At 38.6% G+C, this 21,839-nt stretch carries 19 protein-coding genes and 1 pseudogene; 16 read left to right on the forward strand and 4 right to left on the reverse strand.

The window, feature by feature from the left end; genetic code table 11:
• Positions 1 to 83: 83 nt before the first annotated feature.
• A complete protein-coding gene (locus H1225_RS17760) occupies positions 84 to 1,880 on the reverse strand; it encodes a sigma-54 interaction domain-containing protein (protein WP_115065050.1) in 1,797 nt (598 codons plus the stop codon).
• Between the two features lie 365 nt (positions 1,881 to 2,245).
• On the opposite strand from H1225_RS17760, the gene dpaL reads away from it, so the two are divergent.
• From dpaL to H1225_RS17780, 4 genes are all read left to right on the forward strand, one after another.
• Entirely contained in the window at positions 2,246 to 3,463 is a 1,218-nt protein-coding gene (gene dpaL / locus H1225_RS17765; protein WP_109847930.1) for a diaminopropionate ammonia-lyase, read from the forward strand.
• A gap of 31 nt (positions 3,464 to 3,494) precedes the next feature.
• Positions 3,495 to 4,679, forward strand: a complete 1,185-nt coding sequence (locus H1225_RS17770; protein ID WP_072064523.1) for a YgeY family selenium metabolism-linked hydrolase — start codon at positions 3,495 to 3,497, stop codon at positions 4,677 to 4,679.
• Between the two features lie 73 nt (positions 4,680 to 4,752).
• Entirely contained in the window at positions 4,753 to 6,339 is a 1,587-nt protein-coding gene (locus H1225_RS17775) for an N-acyl-D-amino-acid deacylase family protein (protein ID WP_072064522.1), read from the forward strand.
• A 95-nt stretch (positions 6,340 to 6,434) separates the two neighbouring features.
• Complete coding sequence (locus H1225_RS17780; protein WP_072064521.1) at positions 6,435 to 7,709, forward strand: MFS transporter; 1,275 nt, start codon at positions 6,435 to 6,437, stop codon at positions 7,707 to 7,709.
• A 221-nt stretch (positions 7,710 to 7,930) separates the two neighbouring features.
• Here H1225_RS17780 and H1225_RS17785 read toward each other — a convergent pair.
• From H1225_RS17785 to deoC, 3 genes and pseudogenes are all read right to left on the reverse strand, one after another.
• A pseudogene (locus tag H1225_RS17785) lies at positions 7,931 to 8,110 on the reverse strand (RtcB family protein); the annotation flags it as partial.
• 356 nt (positions 8,111 to 8,466) lie between these two features.
• Positions 8,467 to 9,243, reverse strand: a complete 777-nt coding sequence (gene deoR, locus H1225_RS17790) for a DNA-binding transcriptional repressor DeoR (RefSeq protein WP_161671001.1) — start codon at positions 9,241 to 9,243, stop codon at positions 8,467 to 8,469.
• Between the two features lie 55 nt (positions 9,244 to 9,298).
• A complete protein-coding gene (gene deoC / locus H1225_RS17795; protein WP_219515641.1) occupies positions 9,299 to 9,967 on the reverse strand; it encodes a deoxyribose-phosphate aldolase in 669 nt (222 codons plus the stop codon).
• A 179-nt stretch (positions 9,968 to 10,146) separates the two neighbouring features.
• Here deoC and rbsK point away from each other — a divergent pair, with 179 nt between their 5' ends.
• The 12 genes from rbsK to ilvN all read left to right on the forward strand — a co-directional run bounded on the left by rbsK (position 10,147) and on the right by ilvN (position 21,835).
• Positions 10,147 to 11,067 carry a ribokinase gene (gene rbsK / locus H1225_RS17800; protein WP_109847927.1) on the forward strand — a complete coding sequence of 307 codons (921 nt, stop codon included), beginning with the start codon at positions 10,147 to 10,149 and terminating at the stop codon, positions 11,065 to 11,067.
• A gap of 234 nt (positions 11,068 to 11,301) precedes the next feature.
• A complete protein-coding gene (gene murQ, locus H1225_RS17805; protein WP_072064517.1) occupies positions 11,302 to 12,213 on the forward strand; it encodes an N-acetylmuramic acid 6-phosphate etherase in 912 nt (303 codons plus the stop codon).
• Between the two features lie 42 nt (positions 12,214 to 12,255).
• On the forward strand, positions 12,256 to 13,620 hold the full coding sequence (locus tag H1225_RS17810) for a PTS transporter subunit EIIC (RefSeq protein WP_109847926.1): 1,365 nt from the start codon (positions 12,256 to 12,258) through the stop codon (positions 13,618 to 13,620).
• A gap of 24 nt (positions 13,621 to 13,644) precedes the next feature.
• A complete protein-coding gene (locus H1225_RS17815; RefSeq protein WP_219515639.1) occupies positions 13,645 to 14,496 on the forward strand; it encodes a MurR/RpiR family transcriptional regulator in 852 nt (283 codons plus the stop codon).
• Positions 14,496 to 15,284, forward strand: a complete 789-nt coding sequence (locus H1225_RS17820; RefSeq protein WP_072064514.1) for a sulfite exporter TauE/SafE family protein — start codon at positions 14,496 to 14,498, stop codon at positions 15,282 to 15,284. Before H1225_RS17815 ends, H1225_RS17820 begins: the two co-directional genes overlap by 1 nt.
• Before the next feature lie 305 nt (positions 15,285 to 15,589).
• Positions 15,590 to 15,691 (forward strand): leader peptide SpeFL, encoded by a 102-nt coding sequence (gene speFL / locus H1225_RS18465; RefSeq protein ID WP_109372621.1) that lies wholly within the window; start codon positions 15,590 to 15,592, stop codon positions 15,689 to 15,691.
• 135 nt (positions 15,692 to 15,826) lie between these two features.
• Positions 15,827 to 16,819 (forward strand): ornithine carbamoyltransferase, encoded by a 993-nt coding sequence (gene argF / locus H1225_RS17825; RefSeq protein ID WP_072064513.1) that lies wholly within the window; start codon positions 15,827 to 15,829, stop codon positions 16,817 to 16,819.
• Positions 16,820 to 16,834: 15 nt separating this feature from the next.
• Complete coding sequence (arcC, locus tag H1225_RS17830) at positions 16,835 to 17,782, forward strand: carbamate kinase (RefSeq protein ID WP_006535582.1); 948 nt, start codon at positions 16,835 to 16,837, stop codon at positions 17,780 to 17,782.
• Between the two features lie 104 nt (positions 17,783 to 17,886).
• On the forward strand, positions 17,887 to 19,398 hold the full coding sequence (locus H1225_RS17835; RefSeq protein WP_006535581.1) for a YfcC family protein: 1,512 nt from the start codon (positions 17,887 to 17,889) through the stop codon (positions 19,396 to 19,398).
• A 243-nt stretch (positions 19,399 to 19,641) separates the two neighbouring features.
• Entirely contained in the window at positions 19,642 to 19,740 is a 99-nt protein-coding gene (gene ivbL / locus H1225_RS17840) for an ilvB operon leader peptide IvbL (protein ID WP_071788573.1), read from the forward strand.
• Positions 19,741 to 19,849: 109 nt separating this feature from the next.
• Entirely contained in the window at positions 19,850 to 21,547 is a 1,698-nt protein-coding gene (gene ilvB / locus H1225_RS17845; RefSeq protein WP_072064511.1) for an acetolactate synthase large subunit, read from the forward strand.
• A gap of 3 nt (positions 21,548 to 21,550) precedes the next feature.
• A complete protein-coding gene (gene ilvN, locus H1225_RS17850; RefSeq protein WP_006535577.1) occupies positions 21,551 to 21,835 on the forward strand; it encodes an acetolactate synthase small subunit in 285 nt (94 codons plus the stop codon).
• Positions 21,836 to 21,839: the final 4 nt, after the last annotated feature.

Below are 21,839 nucleotides of genomic sequence, written 5' to 3' on the forward strand. Positions count from 1 at the left end.
TAATTAGGGGGTATCTAAATTTAAATAATCATGCTTATCTTATAATTTTAGATTTCCTTCTGTTTCCATTTTTGTTTTGATCCCTAGTGATTTTTTATTTTTCTATATAAGGTAGCAATACTGATCCCTAAGATTTCAGCTGCTTTCTTCTTTCCTTCCAGTGTTGTTCCTGTTTTTTCTAATATGCTCATAATGGTTTGATATTCTGATGTCAGGCTTTGAGTTTTGAGAAGCTCTTGTGTGTTTAATGGCTGAGTTTTATCTTTATTATCTGTTTTCTGTATGGATACTACGGTTTTGTCTTTTTCTAAAGGAGCAGAATGTGGTGTTTCTAATAAATAAGGCGGAAGGTGACTAAGGTTTAAATCAACAGTATCGCCTTGCATAACATACATATACTCAATGACATTGCGTAACTCTCTGATATTGCCAGGCCAATCATAGGAATATAAGCAGTTAATAATGGAATTTGGGATCTTCGTCGTAGGCCGTTGATAGGTTAATGCTAAATCGTCGGCAAAAAATTGTGCTAGTTCTGCAATATCTTCTCGATGATCACGTAATGCAGGCGTATGGATCGGCACAACATTGAGGCGATAAAACAGATCTTCACGGAATTGCCCTTTATTTACCATTTCACGCAGATCTTTGTTTGTGGCGGCAATAATACGCACATCAATATTAATTAGATTATTAGAGCCAACACGGGTAATGCTTTTTTCTTGGAGCACACGTAAAAGTTTGGCTTGTAAATGCAAAGGCATATCCCCAATTTCATCAAGAAATAGGCTACCACCATGTGCCAATTCAAATTTACCAATACGTCCTTTAGGATCAGCACCACTAAAAGCGCCCCGCACATAACCAAAAAGCTCACTTTCTAAGAGTTGTTCAGGAATAGCCGCACAGTTAATAGTAATAAAGGGCTGCTTTGTGCGTAGGCTTTGTTGGTGAATAGTGTAAGCCACCACTTCTTTACCTGAACCGCTTTCTCCGGTGATAAGCACACTGGCATGACTTACGGCAACTTTACTTAGCATGCTTTTTAATTGGAGCATATTTTGTGAATTACCAATTAAAGGAGAGTGGGGATTTTCATCAACGGAAAGGGTATTTATTTGTGTCATATAATCACGAGCATCATGAAAGATAACCATGGTAAGTTGGTCATTATCAACCGATGAAAAGGTGATTTTTTTACACAGAACATGATAGTGTTGTTGGTTTAATATCAGCCACGCTTCTTCATCACCATAAAGGATGTCGCCTGTCATATTGATATCAAGAGACTGACCAATAAGCTCACAATCAAAAAAACGCAAAGCAGAAAGATTGGCGTGCCAAATCTTACCTTGGCTATCAATAGCAATTACGCCTCTATCCATCACATCAATTAAATTGCGAAAAGTACCAAATCGCTCTTGTTCACGAAGCCTTTCAAGGCATTCAAAAACACGACTTGAAATCATCTCTGAAAATTGTTCAATAAAGGTGATAAAGGCTTGTTTTTGCTTCATTAAAAACATTTTCTGTTCTCGGTTAGAACAGATAATGCCAATGACACCAATAACTTGGTTATTCAGAAAAATAGGGGCATTTAGATCAAGCTCTTCAGTGCATGTTAAGCGATTTTGACACAGTTGGCAGAGGCTATTTTCTTTCGGATCTTCAATCAAAATAGTCTTTTGTACTTGCAGCACATGGCGATAAATATGCCCATTATTGGAGACATCTTGATTGAGCATATAACGGTAACGTCCTGTACCAGCAATACGAATTAAATTGTTATCAATAATTTCAACATCAGTGCCAGTGATCCCTGCAATGGCATCGGTATATTTGCTGATTTCATCTTGTAGGGTACTTAGCAATGAGTGCATCACATTCTCACCTTAAAATTATCAATATTGATAATAAATTATCATCACTTATTTAGATTGGTTAATTTAATTGTTATTTATTAAATAGTTATGTATTTTTTGTATAAAGCTCACACAGTTTCTTATTATTGATAATTTATCACTTAAATAAAACCGCCTAGATCACAGCTTTTCTGCATGATTAATTTCATCTTTTAATCAGTTAAATAATAAATCTATTTAAAATCAAAATATTGCATCTCTATTAAATGCTTTTTGAGTGAGTTGGCATACATATTGCGATATAGGGGATAACCCTATTGTATTCCGATTAATCGCGATATTGGGTTATCGCGAATTTTAAAGTGTGATTAAGAGGTAATTCCATGCAGGAGCAATTGCAGTACCTGATTAACCAAAGTTCATTTACGCGAAAACCAACCGCTGAGCTAGCCCCTTTTCGTTATGAAGAGTTAGCTAAAGCGTTAGATTTTCATAGAACTATTCCAGGATACGCACCTACACCGTTATTTCATTTACCCCAGTTAGCTAAAACTTTAGGGGTGGGTGAATTATATCTTAAAGATGAGTCTTTCCGTTTTGGTTTGAAGGCGTTTAAAGCGTTAGGTGGTGCTTACGCGATGGCGCGCCATATTGCTGATTTCCTCGAAATGGACATAAGTGAATTACCTTATGAGGTAATGATCAGTGATGAGATCAGGAAAAAGTTAAATGGCGTCACTTTTGCGACAACCACTGACGGGAATCATGGACGTGGTGTTGCTTGGATGGCAAGACAGTTAAAGCAAAAAGCGGTGGTCTATATGCCAAAAGGATCATCACAAGAACGCTTAGATGCCATTTTACGTGAAGGTGCCGTCGCTGAAATCGTTGATATGAACTATGACGATGCGGTGAGAATGACGGCGGAAATGGCTGAAAAGTATGGCTGGATCGTGGTTCAAGACACTGCATGGGATGGCTATGAAGAGATCCCACTTTGGATCATGCAAGGCTATGGCACTTTAATGCTGGAATCTCTCGCGCAATTACATGAAGTACCTCCGACGCATATTTTTGTGCAAGCCGGCGTAGGCTCTTTTGCGGGTATGGTGCAAGGTATGGTCACCGCTGCTTATGGTAAACAAGCGCCAAAAGTGATTGTGGCAGAAGCACGTATTGCCGACTGTTTATATCGATCTGCCGTATCAGGAAAAGCGGATGCCATTCCTGTTGGCGGAGATTTACAAACCGTTATGGCGGGGCTTGCTTGTGGTGAAGCGAATAGTATTGGTTGGAATTTATTACGCGATTATTCAGCGGCATTTTTCTCTTGCCCTGATGCCGTCGCGACTAGGGGAATGCGGATTTTAGGGAACCCTTTACCCGGTGATCCGCACATCATTTCTGGTGAATCTGGCGCTGTGACAACAGGGTTGCTCTCTATTTTAATGCAATCACCAGTTTATCAAAGCGTGAAAGAAGAGCTGGGATTAGATGAAAATGCAAGAGTGCTTGTGATCAGCACTGAAGGTGACACCGATCCTGAGCGTTATCGCGATATCGTGTGGGATGGCGAGTTGCCTAGCTTCAAACAATTTTAAAAAACAAATAAGTCTTTTGGAGTGAAAAAGTATGTTATCAGCAAACCGATTTGATGAAGTTATTAAGAATTGCCAATTATTAATCCAACAAAAAAGCTATTCAGGTGAAGAAGGTAACGTTGTTAAAGTCATAGAAGAGATGATGAAAAGCTATGATTTTGATGATATTCATATTGATAAATACGGCAATATCATTGGCGGAATTATAGGTCAACACCCAGGGAAAACCCTTGTTTTTGATGGTCATATCGACACTGTGCCAGTAAGTGAACGTGATTGGAAAGAAAAGCCTTATGGTGCAGAAATCAAAGATGGCAAGATTTATGGTCGTGGCACCAGTGATATGAAAGGTGCTGTCGCAGCCATGATTTCAGCGATTGGTTTTTATGGCCAAGATAATCAGCGCAATTTTGCCGGTCGTATTTATGTCTCTTGTATTGTGCATGAAGAGTGTTTTGAAGGTGTTGCCGCTAGATTAGTTTCTGAGCGCTATAAGCCAGACTATGTGGTGATTGGTGAAGCCTCAGAATTAAACCTCAAAATTGGGCAACGCGGTCGTGCCGAGATTGTTGTTGAAACCTTTGGTAAACCCGCTCACTCCGCCAATCCAGATGCAGGGATCAACTCTGTTTATAAAATGGCAAAACTGATCGAGAAGATCAGAACCCTAACACCACCCGTTCATCCTGTTTTAGGAAAAGGGATCTTAGAACTTACGGATATTAAATCATCACCTTATCCAGGCGCTTCGGTTGTACCTGAATATTGCCGTGCCACTTACGATCGTCGTTTATTAGTCGGTGAAACTAAAGAGGAAGTGCTTGCACCATTACAAAAAGCCATTGATGAACTAACTTCTCAAGACGCTGATTTTAAAGCTAAAGTCTCTTATGCCTACGGTACTGAAAAATGTTACACCGGCGCCACTATTGAAGGTGAACGTTTCTTCCCAGGTTGGGTATTAGAAGAGAGTGATCCTTACGTGCAAAGCGTTTTAAAAGGGCTGCATGAGTCCGGCTTTAACCCTACCGTCACACAATACTCTTTCTGTACCAACGGTAGCCACTATGCGGGTGAAGCGGGTATTAAAACCATTGGTTTTGGCCCATCTCGCGAAAACTTAGCACACACCATTGATGAATATATCGAAATTGAACAGTTAAAAGGTGCGGCGAAGGGGTATTACAGCATTATGAACAGCCTTTATCACCTTTAATTCTTACTCAAAAAAATCCTTACTAGAAGAGTATCTGGCGAAATAGTCAGATGCTCTTTGGAGAAATAACAGAATGAAAACAATATTTAAAAACGCCACTGTTATTGATGGAACAGGGGCAAGTGCATTTCAAGCTGATGTTGTGGTTAACGAAGGAAAAATAATAAAAATCGGTCAGTTTGATGCTAAAACGAATGATCAAATTATTGATGCTACAGGGAAGATAGTCTGCCCCGGCTTTATTGATACCCACACCCACTCAGATCTTTCTGCTCTGCTTAATCCTGCGTTATCTGCCAAAATCCGCCAAGGGATCACCACTGAATTGTTAGGGCAAGATGGTGTCGCGTTAGCACCCTTACCAGAACAGTATATTTCTGCATGGCGCAAGAATATTGCGGGGTTAGATGGAGATTCTGACAGCATTGATTGGCATTTTAAAAATACCGAAGGTTACTTGGGAATGTTGGAAGCCCGAGGCTCAGCAACCAATCTTGCTTACCTTGTTCCTCATGGCAACATCCGAATGGAAGCGATGGGATTAGAAGGTAATCCTTCTACTCGTGAAGATGTTGCCAAGATGTGTGAGATCTTAGAGCGTGAGTTAAAAGCAGGGGCGTTTGGTTTATCAACAGGATTGATTTATATGCCTTGTGCCTTTGGTGATACCGCTGAAATGATCGAACTTTGTAAGGTTACAGCAAAACATAATGGTATTTTTGTTGTACACCAGCGTAGCGAAGCTGACGATATTATTCAATCAACTCAAGAGCTTATTGATATCGCCAAAGCATCAGGTGTTTGGTTGCATATTTCCCATATGAAAGTTTGCGGTAAGAAAAACTGGGGATTAATCGACGAAATGCTTGGTATGTTAGAGCAAGCACAAGAAGAGGGCATTCGTATCTCTTTTGACCAATATCCGTATGTGGCAGGCAGTACCATGCTTGGGGTGATTTTACCGCCTTGGGTTCACGCAGGAGGTACAGAGAAATTATTAGAACGCTTAGCTTCTCCTGAACTGCGTAAAAAGATGATTGAAGATATCGAAAAAGGTATTCCGGGTTGGGATAACTTTATTGATTTTGCAGGCTTAGAAAATATTTATGTCACTAGCTCTAAAACAGAAAAAAACCAAGATGCCGTTGGACTTAGCCTTGTCGAGCTAGGCAAATTGAGAGGTAAAGATCCGTATAACGCAACCTTTGATCTGCTATACGAAGAAGAAAATGCGGTAGGAATGGTGGATTTTTACGGCACAGAAGAACACGTTATCAAATTCTTATGTCGTCCTGAACAAAACGTCTGTACTGATGGGTTAATGGGAGCTGGTAAACCTCATCCTCGCGTATTTGGTGCATTCCCTCGTGTTTTAGGGAAATACGTCAGAGAAGAAAAATGTCTCACTTGGGAACAAGCTATCCGCAAAATGACAGGTAAACCAGCTGAAGTCCTTCGATTAACCGATAGAGGCTTAATTAAAGAAGGCTATGCGGCAGACATTGTGATGCTTGATCCTGAAACCATTATTGATAAAGGCACGTTTGTTGAACCAAACCAATACCCAGAAGGGATTGATCTGGTAATGGTCAATGGGCGTATCGCTTTAATTAATGGAGTCGAAAGTTACGCCTGTAGCGGTCATGTTTTAAGAGCATAACAACACAATAGCGCTCTTAAACGTTAAATCTTATCTCTGTTTATCACGGTTGTTCTTCAACCGTGATGGTTTCCCCTTACTTGAGGAACAGGAAAATGAGTTCAAATATTATTCCAGACCTTCAACCGAAGAAAACATGGAAAGCTCGTTACACCGTTTTATCCTTAATTTGGTTAGCATGGTTACTTTCATTTTTAGATAGAATGGTAATGAGTGTTTCATTACCCTTTATTGGGCGTGATCTTAATCTTGATACCACACAACAAGGCTTAATCATCAGTGCGTTCTTTGTCGGTTATGCGGCATTCCAAATACCGGGTGGTTTCTTAGCTGACCGCTTTGGTGCTCGTAAAATTATGGCAATTGGCATTGCATGGTGGTCAGTCTTCACCAGTTTAACGGGTATGGTGTTTACATTACCGTTAATGTTAGCAGTGCGATTCTTATTTGGTATTGGTGAAGGCTGTTTTCCATCCGCTTCTTGGAAAATGATCTCGACTTATTTCCCATCTAAAGAGCGTGGTCGTGCAACGGCAATTCAATCAACAGTCAATACGTTAGGACCAGCATTAGCCGTCATTGTTGCAGCCAGTATTATCGGCGCTTTTGGCTGGCATATGGTGTTTATTGTTTTAGGTATTCCGGGCTTATTAATTGCAGCGGGTATTTATTTCTTTACTCGTGATAACCCAAAAGATCACCCAAGTATTACTCAACAAGATCTCGATGAATTAGCAGCGGATGGCACATTAACGGATAAACCTGTTGAAGCCGTACCTTTTAAAGATGTGTTAAAAATGCCAGTGTTATGGCAAATGGCGGCGATTTGGTTTCTGTTTGATATTACCTTTTGGGGATTTTCAACGTGGTTACCAAGCTATTTAATTACTGTTCGTGAATTCTCTTTGGCTAAAACAGGGGTAATGGCGGCTATTCCATTCTTATTTGGTGCGGGTGGGACATTATTAGGCGGTTATGTTTCTGATAAATGCAAAGCACAGCGTAAATGGTTATATATGATCACCGCAGTGATTGCCGCGGGCTTCTTATATATGACTTATACTGTTGAAAGTGCGGATATGGCTGTTGTATATCAGTGTATTTCAGCACTGTTTATGTTCTTTGCCATGGCAATGTTCTGGGGTATTTTAATGGATACTATCCCCAATAAAATCATGGGTCGTGCTTCAGGAATTGTTAACTTCGGTGGCCAAATGGCGGGGGTTGTTTCCGCACCGGTTATGGGCTTCTTAATTAAAGCGAGTGGCGGCAGTTATGACAGTGCATTTATGTTTATGATAATTGCATTAGTCGCTTCTGCTGTTGTGACGTTCACTGTTAAAATGCGCAATACACCAGCACCCGTTTAATTAATCAGTATCAATAACGTTTATATTTAAATAAATGTGATGTTATTAAAATAAATAAGATTAATTAAATAAAATAAATGTATTAACAGTAAGATTTATTTATTAAAACGCTCTATACGCTTTATTGATTTTTTAATTTAAAAAATCTTATTGCAGGGTATTGTTGTCTTAAAAAAGCCACGATTAAAAATCGTGGCTTTGTTTTTGTTAGATTAATAACATTACGCCATCTTCCCACTTGTTTTGTAGGTGATCACGGGTTTTAAACGAGCAATAACCTCAATTAATCCAATGCTCACCATACTTTCAATCACAGTCTCAATCGATTTATAAGATTGTGGTGCTTCTTCATAAATCAGTTGTTTATTGGCACAAATAATACGGCTACCTAATGCCGTTCGTTATAGCAAACGCGATCAGATAAATAATGAACACAGTTGTCCATATACCAATCCATATAATGTAAAGGATTAAAAAATAAATTGGTTGGCGGACAGCAAAAAGAAAGAAAAAAGGATTACTTCTGAGATTGTCCGCAAAGAGTATTCATATTTGTTGTTGTCATGGGATACCTCCTTGCAGTTAAGTGAAATGGATAAAATAATAAATCGCAGGCATAGTAACCACTTTTTTTTGCTTTAGCAATTAAAAGTTGGTGTTGTTTTTCTTTATTTTTATCAAAGAGAATAAATATAATTTATTTAATTTAAGGTTAATTTTTCTTTATTATCTATTTTAGTTAGTTATCTACTTTTAATTAATAAATCACTTTTACTGAGCTTTTTCGGCAATACTCTTCGTAATCATCCGTTAATTTTCTATCAGTAATAACAACATCAAATTGCGCTAAATCACCCATATTGGCTGTCGCTGTTTCATCAAAATAGTGATATTTGGTGAGTAAGATCTTACGAATAGATTTATCCATCGCTTTTTTCTTCATATAAAGATCGTCGATGTTATAACAAGTAACGCCAAAATCAAGATGGACACCTTCAGCTGAAATAAAGGCTTTTTTAGGATTAATGCTATCAAGATAAGAAGGTTGGGTTGGATTGAAGAATGAATCACTTTTAGGGCGGTATTCACCTCCACAGAGTAATACCGTGGCATTTTTTTTCTGGCTTAAGGCCAAAAAGACTCGATGAGAATAACAGATCCCAGTGAAATGCAGGTTATCGGGAATAAGCTCAATCAGTGTGGGAATAAATTGTCCGTTATCGAAAAAAAGAACATCGCCTTCAGAGACCATACCGGCGGCAAGATTAGGAATATGAAGTTCTTCAGTTTGATCTGGCGTAATAATATCGGATGATGTTGATAGTGAGCCTGCATGAGGTTGGGCTAATGCAACAATATAGCCACCTAATAATGACATTGGGAACGGGTTTTCAGCATCAGCGCTGAGATCGCGTCTAATCGTCATTTCAGAAACTTCAAGGATCCTTGCGGCGTCTTTAAGATGTATGCGACCTGAGCGTTTTATACATTCACTGAGGCGGCGCAAACGTTCGTGCTGTTTGGTCTCTATCACCGAAGGATCCTTGTATTATCGAATAGCGTACTCCAAAAAAAGATACGCTAAATAATTAGTAATTTGATTCAGGTGCATCTGAATCTGTTGCGATAGCGACACTTGCGCTAGCGCCGATACGTGTTGCTCCTGCTTTGATCATGTTTAATGCTGTTTGGCGATCGCGAACACCACCAGATGCTTTCACGCCAACTTCATCACCAACGGTTTTACGCATCAAAGCAACATGATGTTCTGTTGCGCCCATTGTACTGTATCCTGTCGATGTTTTCACAAAATCAACACGGATCTCACGGCACATTTCACACACTAAACGTACTTCGTCGTCAGTTAATAAGCAAGTTTCTAAAATCACTTTCAGAGTTGTATTACCACAAGCTGCTTTTACTGCTTCAATATCTTGTTTTACGAAGTCTAAACGACCGCTTTTTAACATACCGATATTGATAACCATATCGACTTCTTGCGCGCCTTGACGAATAGCTTCAGCCGCTTCAAATGCTTTTGTTGCTGTTAAACCAGCACCAAATGGGAAGTCGACAACACAACATACTTTTACATCACTGCCTTCAAGGCAAGTTCTTGCTAAAGGGATGTAAGAAGTGTTAATACACACAGAGAAGAAACCGTGTTCAATTGCTTCAGCACACAATTTCTTGATTTGTGATTCAGTTGTATCTGCAGCAAGAAGGGTATGATCGATATAATTAGCTAATGGACGCATAGTCTATTCCTTAGTAAAAAGATTGTTATTTTTCACTTATGTTAGTTTGGCAACATAGTAGAGCCGTTTTAATGAGATAACAATCACAGATGATACAAAAATAACATTATACTGTTATATATCTATCAAAATGTCACTATTTTCACATTTAGAAATTTCACATAAGAGTAAGAGGCGCTATGGATATTGCAGTGATTGGTTCAAATATGGTGGATTTGATCACCTATATAGATAGGATGCCAAAAGAGGGTGAAACCCTTGAGGCGCCGGCATTTAAAATGGGTTGTGGTGGTAAAGGCGCTAATCAAGCAGTTGCTGCTGCTAAATTAAATTCAAAAGTGATGATGTTGACAAAAGTCGGCGATGATATTTTCGCGGATAACACCATCATGAATTTAGAGTCTTATGGCATTAATACACGCTATGTTGAAAAAGTACCCGGTACAACAAGTGGTGTTGCACCTATTTTTGTGACTTCCCAATCATCAAATAGCATTTTAATTGTTAAAGGGGCTAATCAACATTTGTCGCCAGAAGATATTGATAGAGCGACAGATAGCCTGAAAAAATGCAAAATAATTGTACTGCAATTAGAAATCCCGCTTGAAACGGTCTATCACGCTATTGAGTTCGGCAATAAACACCATATTCCTGTGTTATTTAACCCAGCTCCCGCTTCAAAAGCATTAGATCTTGATATTGCTGCTCGTTGTGATTTTTTTGTTCCAAATGAAACTGAACTTGAAATATTGACCGGTATGCCAATCACTACAATGGATGAAATTCGCGAAGCCGCTTGTTCTTTACTACAAAAAGGCTTTAAGAATGTCATCGTTACGTTAGGGGAAAAAGGGGCATTATGGATGAACGGCGAAATTGAAAAGTACATTCCTGCTATTAAAGTTGATGCAATAGATACCAGTGGAGCCGGCGATGCCTTTATTGGTTGTTTTTCCCATTATTATGTTCACACTAATAATATTGAAGAAGCATTAAATAAAGCGGTGATGTTTTCAGGCTTAAGTGTTGCCGGAAAAGGCACACAATCTTCTTATCCAAGCATTGAAGAGTTTGGGCAGTTTTTAGCGCAAGCGAAGTAGTACACCTCCGCACTATTATATCTTTATATTCCACTTGTTATCTTATTTAGATGGTAAGTGGAATTGATTTAAAATCAATTGATTACTTTATTTTTATAGCCACTGTTGAATTTCTTACAAAGCAAAAAACAGGGCTTAATGTGATTCATTTCACAGCATCGTGACAAATAGTCTTGAAATACAATTTCATTGGATGTAATTTTAATTGAAATATGATTTCATAAGGTTGTGGTGATGAAAGAAGATGCATTAAGCGAATGTCTTAAAAATGAAAGCAATCAAGAAACAACACAGTTTTCTGAATTAAGTGCTTTAGAGTTGGTTACGCTAATCAATAGTGCAGATATGACGGTTGCAAATGCAGTTAAAAAAGAATTACCTGCTATTGCTAAAGCAGTAGAAAAAATAACTGAACGTTTGCAAAAAGGTGGGCGTATTTTTTATGTTGGCGCGGGAACCAGTGGCCGATTAGCTGTACTAGATAGTGCCGAATGTCCGCCAACTTTTGGTGTACCTTCTACATTAGTACAGGCAATTATTGCAGGTGGTCATGATGCAATGCTAAAAGCGGTTGAAAATATTGAAGATAGCCGAGAGGCGGCAATTGAAGAGCTTCAACGTCGTCATGTCAGTGATAAAGATGTTGTTATTGGTATTGCCGCAAGTGGTCGTACTCCCTTCACTGTCGCGGCTTTGCAATATGGTAAGAAACTAAAAGCGTTAACAATATCTATTACCACGCGTGGCAAAAGTAAGATGAGCGAGATTGCTGATCTATCTATTGCACCAGACGTAGGCGCAGAGGTGTTAACCGGCTCCACAAGAATGAAAAGTGGTACAGCTCAAAAAATGATCCTAGGGATGTTAAGCACCAGTGTAATGACTAAGCTCGGGAAAGTGCATAAAAACCTGATGGTGGATGTGATTGCGAGTAATGAAAAATTGCAACGTCGTGCTGAAGGTATTGTCAGCGAAGTGTGTGGAATTTCACATGAAAGAGCCAGAGCCTTGTTACAAATGGTTAATTATCATCCTAGAAAAGCCATTTTGATGTATGAGCTTCATCTGAGTGTGGAGAAAGTTGAGCAAATCACACAGCAATATCCTTATCGTTCGCTACAACAGCAACTTGCCCTATTTAACTAATAACAATATGAGTAAACACTCTAAACTTTAGCAGGCACGCATATGGCTAATAAAATAGAACATCTCGACACGTTAGCAATAGAAATAGAAAAACACGCTGGTGGGTTTCAAAATGTGGCAACCCTAACACATTGCATGACTCGCATTCGACTGATTTTAAAGGACAGTTCACTTTTTGATGCAGACGCTTTAAAACAAGTCGAAGGCGTTAAAGGCGTTGTATTTAATGGCGAACAGCATCAAGTGATTGTCGGAATGGGGACTGCGGCAAAAGTTTATTCCATCATGAATAAACGTATGCAAAAAAGTTCAGCAAGTAGTGAAGATAAGCCAGCGTCAACCTCAGTGAAAAAAGGCTTCTCAATCCGCCGTATGCTAAATACATTAGCGGCTATTTTTGTTCCTACCATTCCTGCTTTAATTGGCTGCGGTTTGATTATGGGGTTAATTAATATTATCCGTTTAGTCGCACCGGGCTTAGTTGAGCAGTTCCCTGAACTATTTAAATTATTCAAATTAATTGGTAGTACGGTATTTGCGTATCTCTCTATTATGATTGGGATAAATACCGCTAAAGAATTGGGCGCATCAACATCGATTGGTGCGGTCATGGCGGGATTATTAGCGATGCCAGGGCTTGCCGATATCACCTTATTTGGTGAGAAATTACAGCCAAACAGTGGCGGGATTTTTGCGGTATTAATGGTGGTTGTATTCTCTTCAAAATTAGAATTATGGTTTCGTAGCATCGTTAAAGAGAGTCTTGATCTTATCTTAACGCCGTTTGTGACGATTTTAGTCTCTTCTCTTGTGGCGATTATGATATTCCAACCTATCGGCCATTATCTTAATCAGTTATTAGCACAAGGCGTATCATTATCACTATTGAATCAAGGTGGTGGTGCGGTGGTAACTGGTGCGGCGTTAGGAGGAAGTTTCTTATTTTTACTCTTAACGGGATTACATCAAGGGTTAATTCCTATTCATACCGAAATCTTAAATACCTTTGGTTTAAATTATCTATTTCCAATTTTGGCTATGGGCGGAATGGGGCAAGTAGGCTCTTGTTTTTGGGTTTATCTACGCACTAAAAATCAACGTTTAAAGAAAACATTAATGGGCGCATTACCTGTGGGTATTTTCGGTGTCGGTGAGCCTTTATTGTTTGGTGTTTCGCTTCCACTTGGAAAACCATTTATTGCTGGATGCATTGGTGGTGCGGCTGGTGGTGCATTAATGGCATATTTCCAAGTTGGGATCATTATTCCATTTGGTACTGCTGGGTTATCATTAATTCCGTTAGTTGGTGATGGGCAAATTATTAAGTTCCTGATCGCGGTATTAGGCGCATGGATTGTCGGTTTTATTGCCAGTATGCTAATGGGATTTACAGATCCAGAGAAATAAGTCAGAAATAAAAAGGATAACAGAATGTCGACACTGACCAAAAAGCTTGAGAGTTTGCTCATTCAGGGCAGAGGCACAGAACAGCGTATCGCTCATTATCTATTAGATAATAGTGAGAATATTGCCAGTATGAATGCAGCTGAACTGGCACTTAAAGCCGGTGTAAGTAGTGCATCTGTTATCCGTTTCTCTCGTCAAATGGGATATCGTGGTTATCCTGAATTTAAAATTGATTACCTTTCAGAAGAAAAGCAACAAAAAAGCAGTGGCGATATTCTCTATGGCAATCTTGCGAAAACAGACTCAACAGAATTAATTATTTCCAAAACAGGGCATCTGTTTACTAGCGCTATTCAGGACTCATTGGCTTTGTTAGATCCCAATTGTATTGATCTGCTGGCTGAAAAAATGGTCTCAGCTAAACGCATTGTCCTGTTTGGGATTGGCGCCTCTGCCGTTGTGGCGAGTGATATTTTTCATAAGCTTATTCGCGTGAATAAAAACGCCTTATTTAGTCCAGATCTTCATGCTCAATTGGCTTATTCCGCCAATTTATCAGTTGATGATTTGGCTATTGCTGTGACTGCACGAGGCAATACGGCTGATATTAATCGGATGCTGAAATCGGCAAAAAATGAAGGTTGTTTAACAGTAGCATTAACGCGTTTTGGACAAGATGAAGCAACTCGATTATCAGATTATACATTGCCTTATTTTTATGACGAACAACACTCTCAATTAGGAGTGATCACGCCACAAGTTTTACAAATGGTGGCTTTTGATGTGCTGTTTTTTAAATATATGACATTAGCGAATGAGTCGGCAGAAAAAGCCTTATTAAAAGGGCGAGAAGCTGTTATACAAGGAAATCAATAATGTTACTTATCACCACATTAGCGGTAGGTGCAGCTATTGGTTTAATTATTAGCACAACGGGCGTGGGTGGCGGTGTTATTGTTTTACCTGTATTGACCTATTTTTTTGGTATGAATGCATTAATGGCAGTTGCAACAGCCAATTTATTGTCTATGTTGATGAAAGTCACTTCGTCTTATATGCATTTTCGCCTTGGCAATATTCCTTTTAAAAGAGCAATGATTGTATTAGGAATAATGCTACCAAGTACTTTTTTGGCTAGTGTTTTGGTTAATTATTTAGGTTCATTAGAGCAGTATCAGCAACAAGTCGAGTGGGGAATTAATGCGCTTGTGGTGGCTGCGATTATTTTTTCTTTATTTCTTTTTGTACAGAGAATGTTTTTCTCATTACCTCCCGTTGTGGTTGAAAATACAAAACTAGCGCCTTTAAATATTAAAGCACTATTACTTCCAGCGATTGCCGCAGGTGTTGTTTTAGGGGCAACGGGGGTAGGTGGTGGTGTCGTTGTGTTACCGTTATTGCTACGTTATGCGAACCTTTCTATTAAACAAGCTATCGGTACTTCTATCTTTACGACAACATTGTTATCAGGATCTTCAGCATTAGCTTACATGCAAGATGGGCATACGGATATTCATTTGGCACTTTTGTTATTCTTAGGTTCGCTAATCTCTATTCCACTGTCTAAGTGGCTGTTGATCAGAATGCCTGACAGGATATTTCAGTATGCGACTTTAATTTTAATTATTTGTAGTGCTGTGATGATGCTGGCTAAATTATTTTAATGTTAAAATAAATCAATAATATTAACATTTAGAAAATATAATAAATAATAACCAAATAAAGTCTAATTGTTTTTCTTGGTTTATTTTATATTATCTTACTAATTTAATTGAGATAGTCTCCTTATATAAATTTAATTTTTTTGTAATATATGTGTGTTAATGGAATGTTTGATGTATTATTTGTTTTTAATAAGATATGATTTTAGTTATAAATAGATAATTGAGATGATAATCACATTAATGTTAATTCCTATATGTTTCACTGTAATCCTCATTTAATACCTATAAGTGAAGGTACTAGTATTATGGAAAATAATAATAGGAAAACACCTCATATTAGACGTATTGCCCACATTATGATGTATAAACAACGTCAATGCTTCCATTTCTCCGTTTTTAACGGATAAACCCTCTCTATTTTCTAGAAATATAAAGCATACTTCTTAATAACCTAGGTTATTGAGATGGGTTTTCTATTTTTTTAAATAACAAACTATTTTTTAACTCTATTATTATCAAAATAATTAGGAGATAAGATTATTATGTCTATTAATATTAAAGGTAGAAGTTTTTTAAAATTACTCGATTTTTCATCTGCTGAAATTCAATATTTATTAAAGCTTTCTAAACATTTTAAATCATTAAAAATGGCTGGTATTCCTCACCGTTCTTTGGAAGGTAAAAATATCGTTTTATTATTTGAAAAAACCTCAACACGGACACGCTGCGCTTTTGAAGTAGCGGGTTATGATTTAGGAATGGGGGTGACTTACCTTGATCCTGGCTCATCACAAATGGGGAAAAAAGAGTCTATTGAAGATACAGCGCGTGTGTTAGGGCGTTTCTATGATGGTATTGAATATCGTGGTTTTGATCAGTCATTAGTTGAAGAGCTGGCGGCGAAATCAGGAGTACCAGTATGGAATGGTCTTACCGATAAATTCCATCCAACTCAGATGTTAGCAGACATGCTGACCGTTGAAGAAAACTTTGGTCATTTAAAAGGGCTTAAGTTGACTTTCTTTGGTGATGCTCGCAATAACGTTGCTAACTCTTTAATGGTAGTTTGTGCGAAATTAGGCTTACATTTTACAGCGTGTGGCCCAGCATCTTTAATGCCAGAAGAGCAACTTGTGAAAGAGTGTCGTGCAATCGCGGCAGAAAATGAAGGTTCTATCACGTTAACCGAAGATATTGAAAAAGGGGCAAAAGACGCTGATGTTCTCTATACCGATATTTGGGTTTCAATGGGTGAGCCAGATAGTGTTTGGGATGAACGCATTCGCTTACTGAAAGCTTATCAAGTAAATAGCTCTATGATGAAAATGGCTAATCCTCATGCGATTTTCTTACACTGTTTACCTTCATTCCACGATCGTTTAACCATTATTGGCGAAGATATTTATCAAAAATTTGGCTTGAGTGAAATGGAAGTGGCTGATGATGTTTTTGAGTCTCGCCAATCAAAAGTTTTCGATCAAGCTGAAAACCGTATGCATACCATTAAAGCCGTTATGTTCGCTACTTTGAGCTAAAGCAAGGAGTTAACAATGCCTAAAAAGGTATTTATTGCTTTAGGGGGAAATGCATTAGGAAATACGCCACTAGAGCAAAAGCAGATAGTACGAAAAACCGCAAAGCCCATTGTGGATTTGGTTGAGAAAGGCTATCAAGTCATTATTGGTCATGGAAATGGCCCACAAGTTGGGATGATCAATTTAGCTATGGATTATGCATCACAACAGAACATTGGCACACCGTATATGCCATTTGCTGAATGTGGTGCTATGAGTCAAGGCTATATTGGCTATCATCTACAACAGGCTATTAATGACGAATTATGTACGAGAAATCTCAATAAAAATCATGGTTGTGCCACTATTGTGACTCAAGTGGTTGTTGATAAAAACGATCCCGCTTTTTTATCGCCAACAAAACCTATAGGGGCGTTTTATACTCAACAACAAGCTGAGGCGATTCAAAAAGAACATGGTTTTCACTTTATGGAAGATGCGGGGCGTGGATATCGTCGTGTTATTCCATCACCCAAGCCGTTAGAAATTGTAGAATCACCAATTATTAAACAGTTAGTTGAACATAATATCGTCGTGATTACTGTTGGTGGCGGTGGTATTCCTGTTATTCGAAAAGGGGATTTATTAGAAGGTATTGATGCTGTTATTGATAAAGATAACTCTAGCTCAAAATTAGCTGTAGAATTAAAAGCGGATATTTTATTAATATTAACGGCTGTTGATAAAGTTGCTATTAATTTTAATAAACCAGAACAAATAAATTTAGATAAATTAACACTTTCTAAAGCTCAGGAATATATTTCTCAAGGACAATTTGCTAAAGGAAGTATGTTACCTAAAGTGGAGGCCTGCCTTAATTTTTTAAAAGAAAGTGAAAAAGGTGTACAAGCGATTATTACTTCTTTAGAGAATGCATTATCTGCTTTAGAAGGAAAAACAGGTACAACAATTATTTCTGATTAATATCATACTTATTATTATTTTAAATTTAATTCTAATAATAGACTCTGCCAAATAGATATTATTTCTATTGGCAGAGTAGCCTCTCATTTAAGTCGAGGACGCTTATGAAACTTAAAAAGTTTGCGTTTCCGACCGCATTTACTATTTTATTTGCCATTACAGTAATTGTGGTTGGCTTAACGTGGATAATTCCAGCTGGCGAATATCAACGATTAAGTTATAACTCAGCAGAGCCATCATTAGTGGTTGCAAAAATAGATGGTTCTCATGAAGTGTTACCAGCAACTCAGGCGACATTGAATGATTTAAATGTCTCTATTGAGATTAATAAATTTACCGATGGGACAATTAAAAAACCGATAGCAATACCTGGAACCTATGAACGTGTAGCACAGCAACCTAAAGGAATAATGGATATTACCGAAAGTATGGTGAAAGGGACGATAGAGGGGGCAGATGTTATTGTTTTCATTCTTGTCTTGGGGGGACTGATCGGGGTTGTTAATCAAACCGGTGCATTCAATGCGGGCTTAACAGCACTCGCGAATCGAACCAAAGGTAAAGAGTTTTTAGTCGTGTTTGGGGTCACGATTATATTATCCATAGGCGGGACAAGTTGTGGGATTGAAGAAGAAGCGGTTGCTTTCTATCCCATATTAGTACCGATATTCTTAATCTTGGGTTATGACGCTATTGTGTGTGTTGGGGCTATTTTCCTTGCTTCTTCAATGGGGGCAGGGTTCTCGACGGTAAATCCTTTCTCAGTTGTTATTGCATCAAATGCTTCGGGGATCAGTTTTATTGAAGGGATCGGATTTCGTACTATTGGGTTGGTGATTGGTACGTTGGGGGTTTTGGTTTATTTATATTGGTATTGCAAGAAGATCAAAAAAGATCCAACTTTCTCTTACAACTATGAAAATGCCGAAAGTTTTAAACAGCGCTTTTTGAGTAATTACGATCCTAATGAGATATTAGAATTTTCGTGGCGTCGTAAAGTGATCCTCTGTTTATTTGTTGCTGCTTTTCCTATTATGGTTTGGGGTGTTATGGACATGGGCTGGTGGTTTCCACAAATGGCGGCTCTTTTCCTTGCTATCGCAATCATCATAATTTTCCTATCGGGATTAAAAGAAAAAACAGCCATTGATGGATTTATTCACGGGGCATCTGAATTAGTTGGTGTTTCATTAATTATTGGTTTAGCGCGCGGCGTTAACCTTGTGATGGAACAAGGTAAGATTGCTGATACTATTCTTGAATTTATGTCTCATATGGTTGCAGGAATGCCACCGAGCCTATTCTTATTAGCACAACTCGTTGTCTTTATTTGTTTAGGTTTTATTGTTCCTTCCTCTTCAGGCCTTGCGGTTTTGGCGATGCCAATTATGGCACCATTAGCCGATGCAGTCGGTGTTCCTCGTTATATGGTGGTATCAGCATATAACTGGGGACAATATATTATGTTGTTCTTAGCGCCTACTGGATTGGTGTTAGCGACTTTGCAAATGTTAGATATCTCCTATAACAAATGGCTTAAATTTATTATGCCGATGGTGATATTTATGTTTGTCCTTTCGGCAACATTACTCTTGGTTCAAGTTGCGTTTTTATAAAATTGAGTTGGTGTGTTTACGTTGAGAAAGGAATTTTTTGGTTATTCTGTAATATGAAATTAATCTGGTTTTTTGTGCTGCAATCAAGATTATTTTTTGATTTTCACTAGAAGTGATCTAGCTCTCGTTTTTAGCGGTGATAAAAAATAAACCGAAAAAAAAGGTTGTTAATTTGTAGAAGTTATGTTTTTTTAAATACAGATAACACGTAAACACATCATTAAATTAATTGATAGGTAACCCATGATCATCACTACTCTACTACAAAGCCTACGACTAACAGCGCACATCGCGGCTGTGGTTGTCGTGCGTGTGGTGGTGGTCGTCGGCAAAGCGCCGTAACGGGTCCGAATCAACACAGTTTCGAAACCCCGCCGGCGAACTAACCGGGCGGGGTTTTTCTTTTCTACCTGCCCATATAAGTCCGGCTTAAAACAAAGGACAGATAAAAATGGGTGATCAACAAGAAAACGCCACAACAAGTAGAACGTTTACGGGGGCGCAATTAATCGTTTATTTACTGGAACGGCAAGGTATTACGACAGTTGCAGGGATCCCTGGTGGTGCAGCACTTCCGTTATATGATGCTTTAAGCCAAAGTAAATCTATTCGGCATATCTTAACTCGTCATGAACAAGGTGCTGGTTTTATTGCACAAGGTATTGCCCGAGCAAATGGTAAACCTGCTGTTTGTATTGCATCAAGCGGGCCGGGTGCAACAAATTTAGTGACAGCAATTGCCGATGCTAAACTGGATTCTATTCCTTTAGTTTGTATTACCGGTCAGGTGTCTTCAGCGATGATTGGAACCGATGCTTTCCAAGAAGTTGATACCTATGGCATGTCTATTCCAATCACGAAACATAACTATTTAGTACGCGATATTGCGGACTTACCTGACATTATTTGTGATGCGTTTCGTTTAGCGATGTCAGGAAGACCGGGGCCTGTTTGGGTTGACGTGCCAAAAGATATTCAGCAAGCCACAATTACATTAGAAGCGTTACCACCTATTCCACAAAAAGATCCTGTTCCCGCATTTAATACTGATTTAGTAATACAAGCGGCGCAAATGATTAATCAAGCTAAAAATCCTGTTTTATATTTAGGTGGGGGGATCATTAGCGCTGAAGCATGTAAAGAAGCGATTGAATTAGCAGAGAAAAATAACCTGCCGACAACCATGACCTTAATGGGTTTAGGATTAATGCCACCTTCTCATCCACTGTATTTGGGGATGTTAGGTATGCATGCGACGCGTAGCACCAATTTTATTTTAGAAGAAGCGGATCTGCTAATTGTATTAGGGGCGCGATTTGACGATCGTGCTATTGGTAAAGCAGAGAAGTTTTGCCCTAACGCCAAAATTATTCATGTTGATATCGATCGCGCTGAAATTAGCAAAATCAAACGCCCAGATATTGCGATCCACGCTGATGCGAAATCAGTGTTATCACTGTTATTACCATTGATTAATACAAACAAGCGTAATGAATGGATCGAGCGTGTTACGACACTGAAACAAGAATATCCATTGGAAATGAAAAACTCTGAGAATATTCTAAGTGGTTATGGCATTGTCTTAGCGGCTGCAAACTGTGTTGATGATGATGCCATTATTACAACAGACGTTGGACAACATCAGATGTGGGTAGCACAGGCGTATCCGCTAAATCGACCTCGACAATGGTTAACATCGGGTGGCTTAGGTACGATGGGATTTGGTTTACCGGCTGCGATTGGTGCCGCGTTAGCCGAACCAGATAAGAAAATCCTCTGCTTCTCGGGGGATGGTAGCATTATGATGAATATTCAAGAATTTGCTACGGCGGCTGAGCACCAATTAGATATCAAAATTATTTTGATAAATAATCAGGCATTGGGGTTAGTTCACCAACAACAAACGCTGTTTTTTGAAGAACGTATTTATGCTGCGGCTTACCCTTATCAAACAGATTTTATTCGTATTGCACAAGGTTTCGGTTTAGATACCTGTGACTTAAATCAGGAAGCGGATCCTGCGAGTGCATTAAAAGCAGCAATTGAAAAACCCGGTCCGTGTTTAATTCACGTTATGATTGATATCCATGAAAAAGTATTTCCAATGGTTCCACCTGGGGCTGCAAATATTGAGATGATAGGAGCTTAATTTATGTCAAACCAATCACAACCTATCGCGCTGGAATTGATTGTTCGCAACCATCCCGGTGTTATGACCCATATTTGTGGGCTATTTGCTCGCCGTGCATTTAACGTTGATGGCATTTTGTGTTTACCGATGAAAAACAGCGATAAAAGCCGTATCTGGCTATTAGTGCAAAAAGATGATCGTCTTATGCAAATGGTCAGTCAGGTGGAAAAGCTTGAAGACGTAAAAGAAGTGAGATTCAGCGATGATCTACGTGTTTTTGAGCAAATGGAAAGTTATTTAAATTAATCGC

It is taken from the genome of Proteus penneri, from assembly GCF_022369495.1.
GTDB classification, from domain to species: Bacteria; Pseudomonadota; Gammaproteobacteria; order Enterobacterales; family Enterobacteriaceae; genus Proteus; species Proteus penneri.

Excerpts from the sequence above, each read along its gene's own strand:
- H1225_RS17780 (WP_072064521.1), top strand. The coding sequence starts at position 6,435 with ATGAGTTCAAATATTATTCCAGACCTTCAACCGAAGAAAACATGGAAA.
- H1225_RS17815 (WP_219515639.1), top strand. The coding sequence starts at position 13,645 with ATGTCGACACTGACCAAAAAGCTTGAGAGTTTGCTCATTCAGGGCAGA.
- arcC (WP_006535582.1), top strand. The coding sequence starts at position 16,835 with ATGCCTAAAAAGGTATTTATTGCTTTAGGGGGAAATGCATTAGGAAAT.
- deoC (WP_219515641.1), bottom strand. The coding sequence starts at position 9,967 with ATGCGTCCATTAGCTAATTATATCGATCATACCCTTCTTGCTGCAGAT.
- H1225_RS17770 (WP_072064523.1), top strand. The coding sequence starts at position 3,495 with ATGTTATCAGCAAACCGATTTGATGAAGTTATTAAGAATTGCCAATTA.
- ilvN (WP_006535577.1), top strand. The coding sequence starts at position 21,551 with ATGTCAAACCAATCACAACCTATCGCGCTGGAATTGATTGTTCGCAAC.
- H1225_RS17820 (WP_072064514.1), top strand. The coding sequence starts at position 14,496 with ATGTTACTTATCACCACATTAGCGGTAGGTGCAGCTATTGGTTTAATT.
- ilvB (WP_072064511.1), top strand. The coding sequence starts at position 19,850 with ATGGGTGATCAACAAGAAAACGCCACAACAAGTAGAACGTTTACGGGG.
- H1225_RS17810 (WP_109847926.1), top strand. The coding sequence starts at position 12,256 with ATGGCTAATAAAATAGAACATCTCGACACGTTAGCAATAGAAATAGAA.
- argF (WP_072064513.1), top strand. The coding sequence starts at position 15,827 with ATGTCTATTAATATTAAAGGTAGAAGTTTTTTAAAATTACTCGATTTT.
- rbsK (WP_109847927.1), top strand. The coding sequence starts at position 10,147 with ATGGATATTGCAGTGATTGGTTCAAATATGGTGGATTTGATCACCTAT.
- murQ (WP_072064517.1), top strand. The coding sequence starts at position 11,302 with ATGAAAGAAGATGCATTAAGCGAATGTCTTAAAAATGAAAGCAATCAA.
- H1225_RS17760 (WP_115065050.1), bottom strand. The coding sequence starts at position 1,880 with ATGCACTCATTGCTAAGTACCCTACAAGATGAAATCAGCAAATATACC.
- H1225_RS17775 (WP_072064522.1), top strand. The coding sequence starts at position 4,753 with ATGAAAACAATATTTAAAAACGCCACTGTTATTGATGGAACAGGGGCA.
- H1225_RS17835 (WP_006535581.1), top strand. The coding sequence starts at position 17,887 with ATGAAACTTAAAAAGTTTGCGTTTCCGACCGCATTTACTATTTTATTT.
- ivbL (WP_071788573.1), top strand. The coding sequence starts at position 19,642 with ATGATCATCACTACTCTACTACAAAGCCTACGACTAACAGCGCACATC.
- speFL (WP_109372621.1), top strand. The coding sequence starts at position 15,590 with ATGGAAAATAATAATAGGAAAACACCTCATATTAGACGTATTGCCCAC.
- dpaL (WP_109847930.1), top strand. The coding sequence starts at position 2,246 with ATGCAGGAGCAATTGCAGTACCTGATTAACCAAAGTTCATTTACGCGA.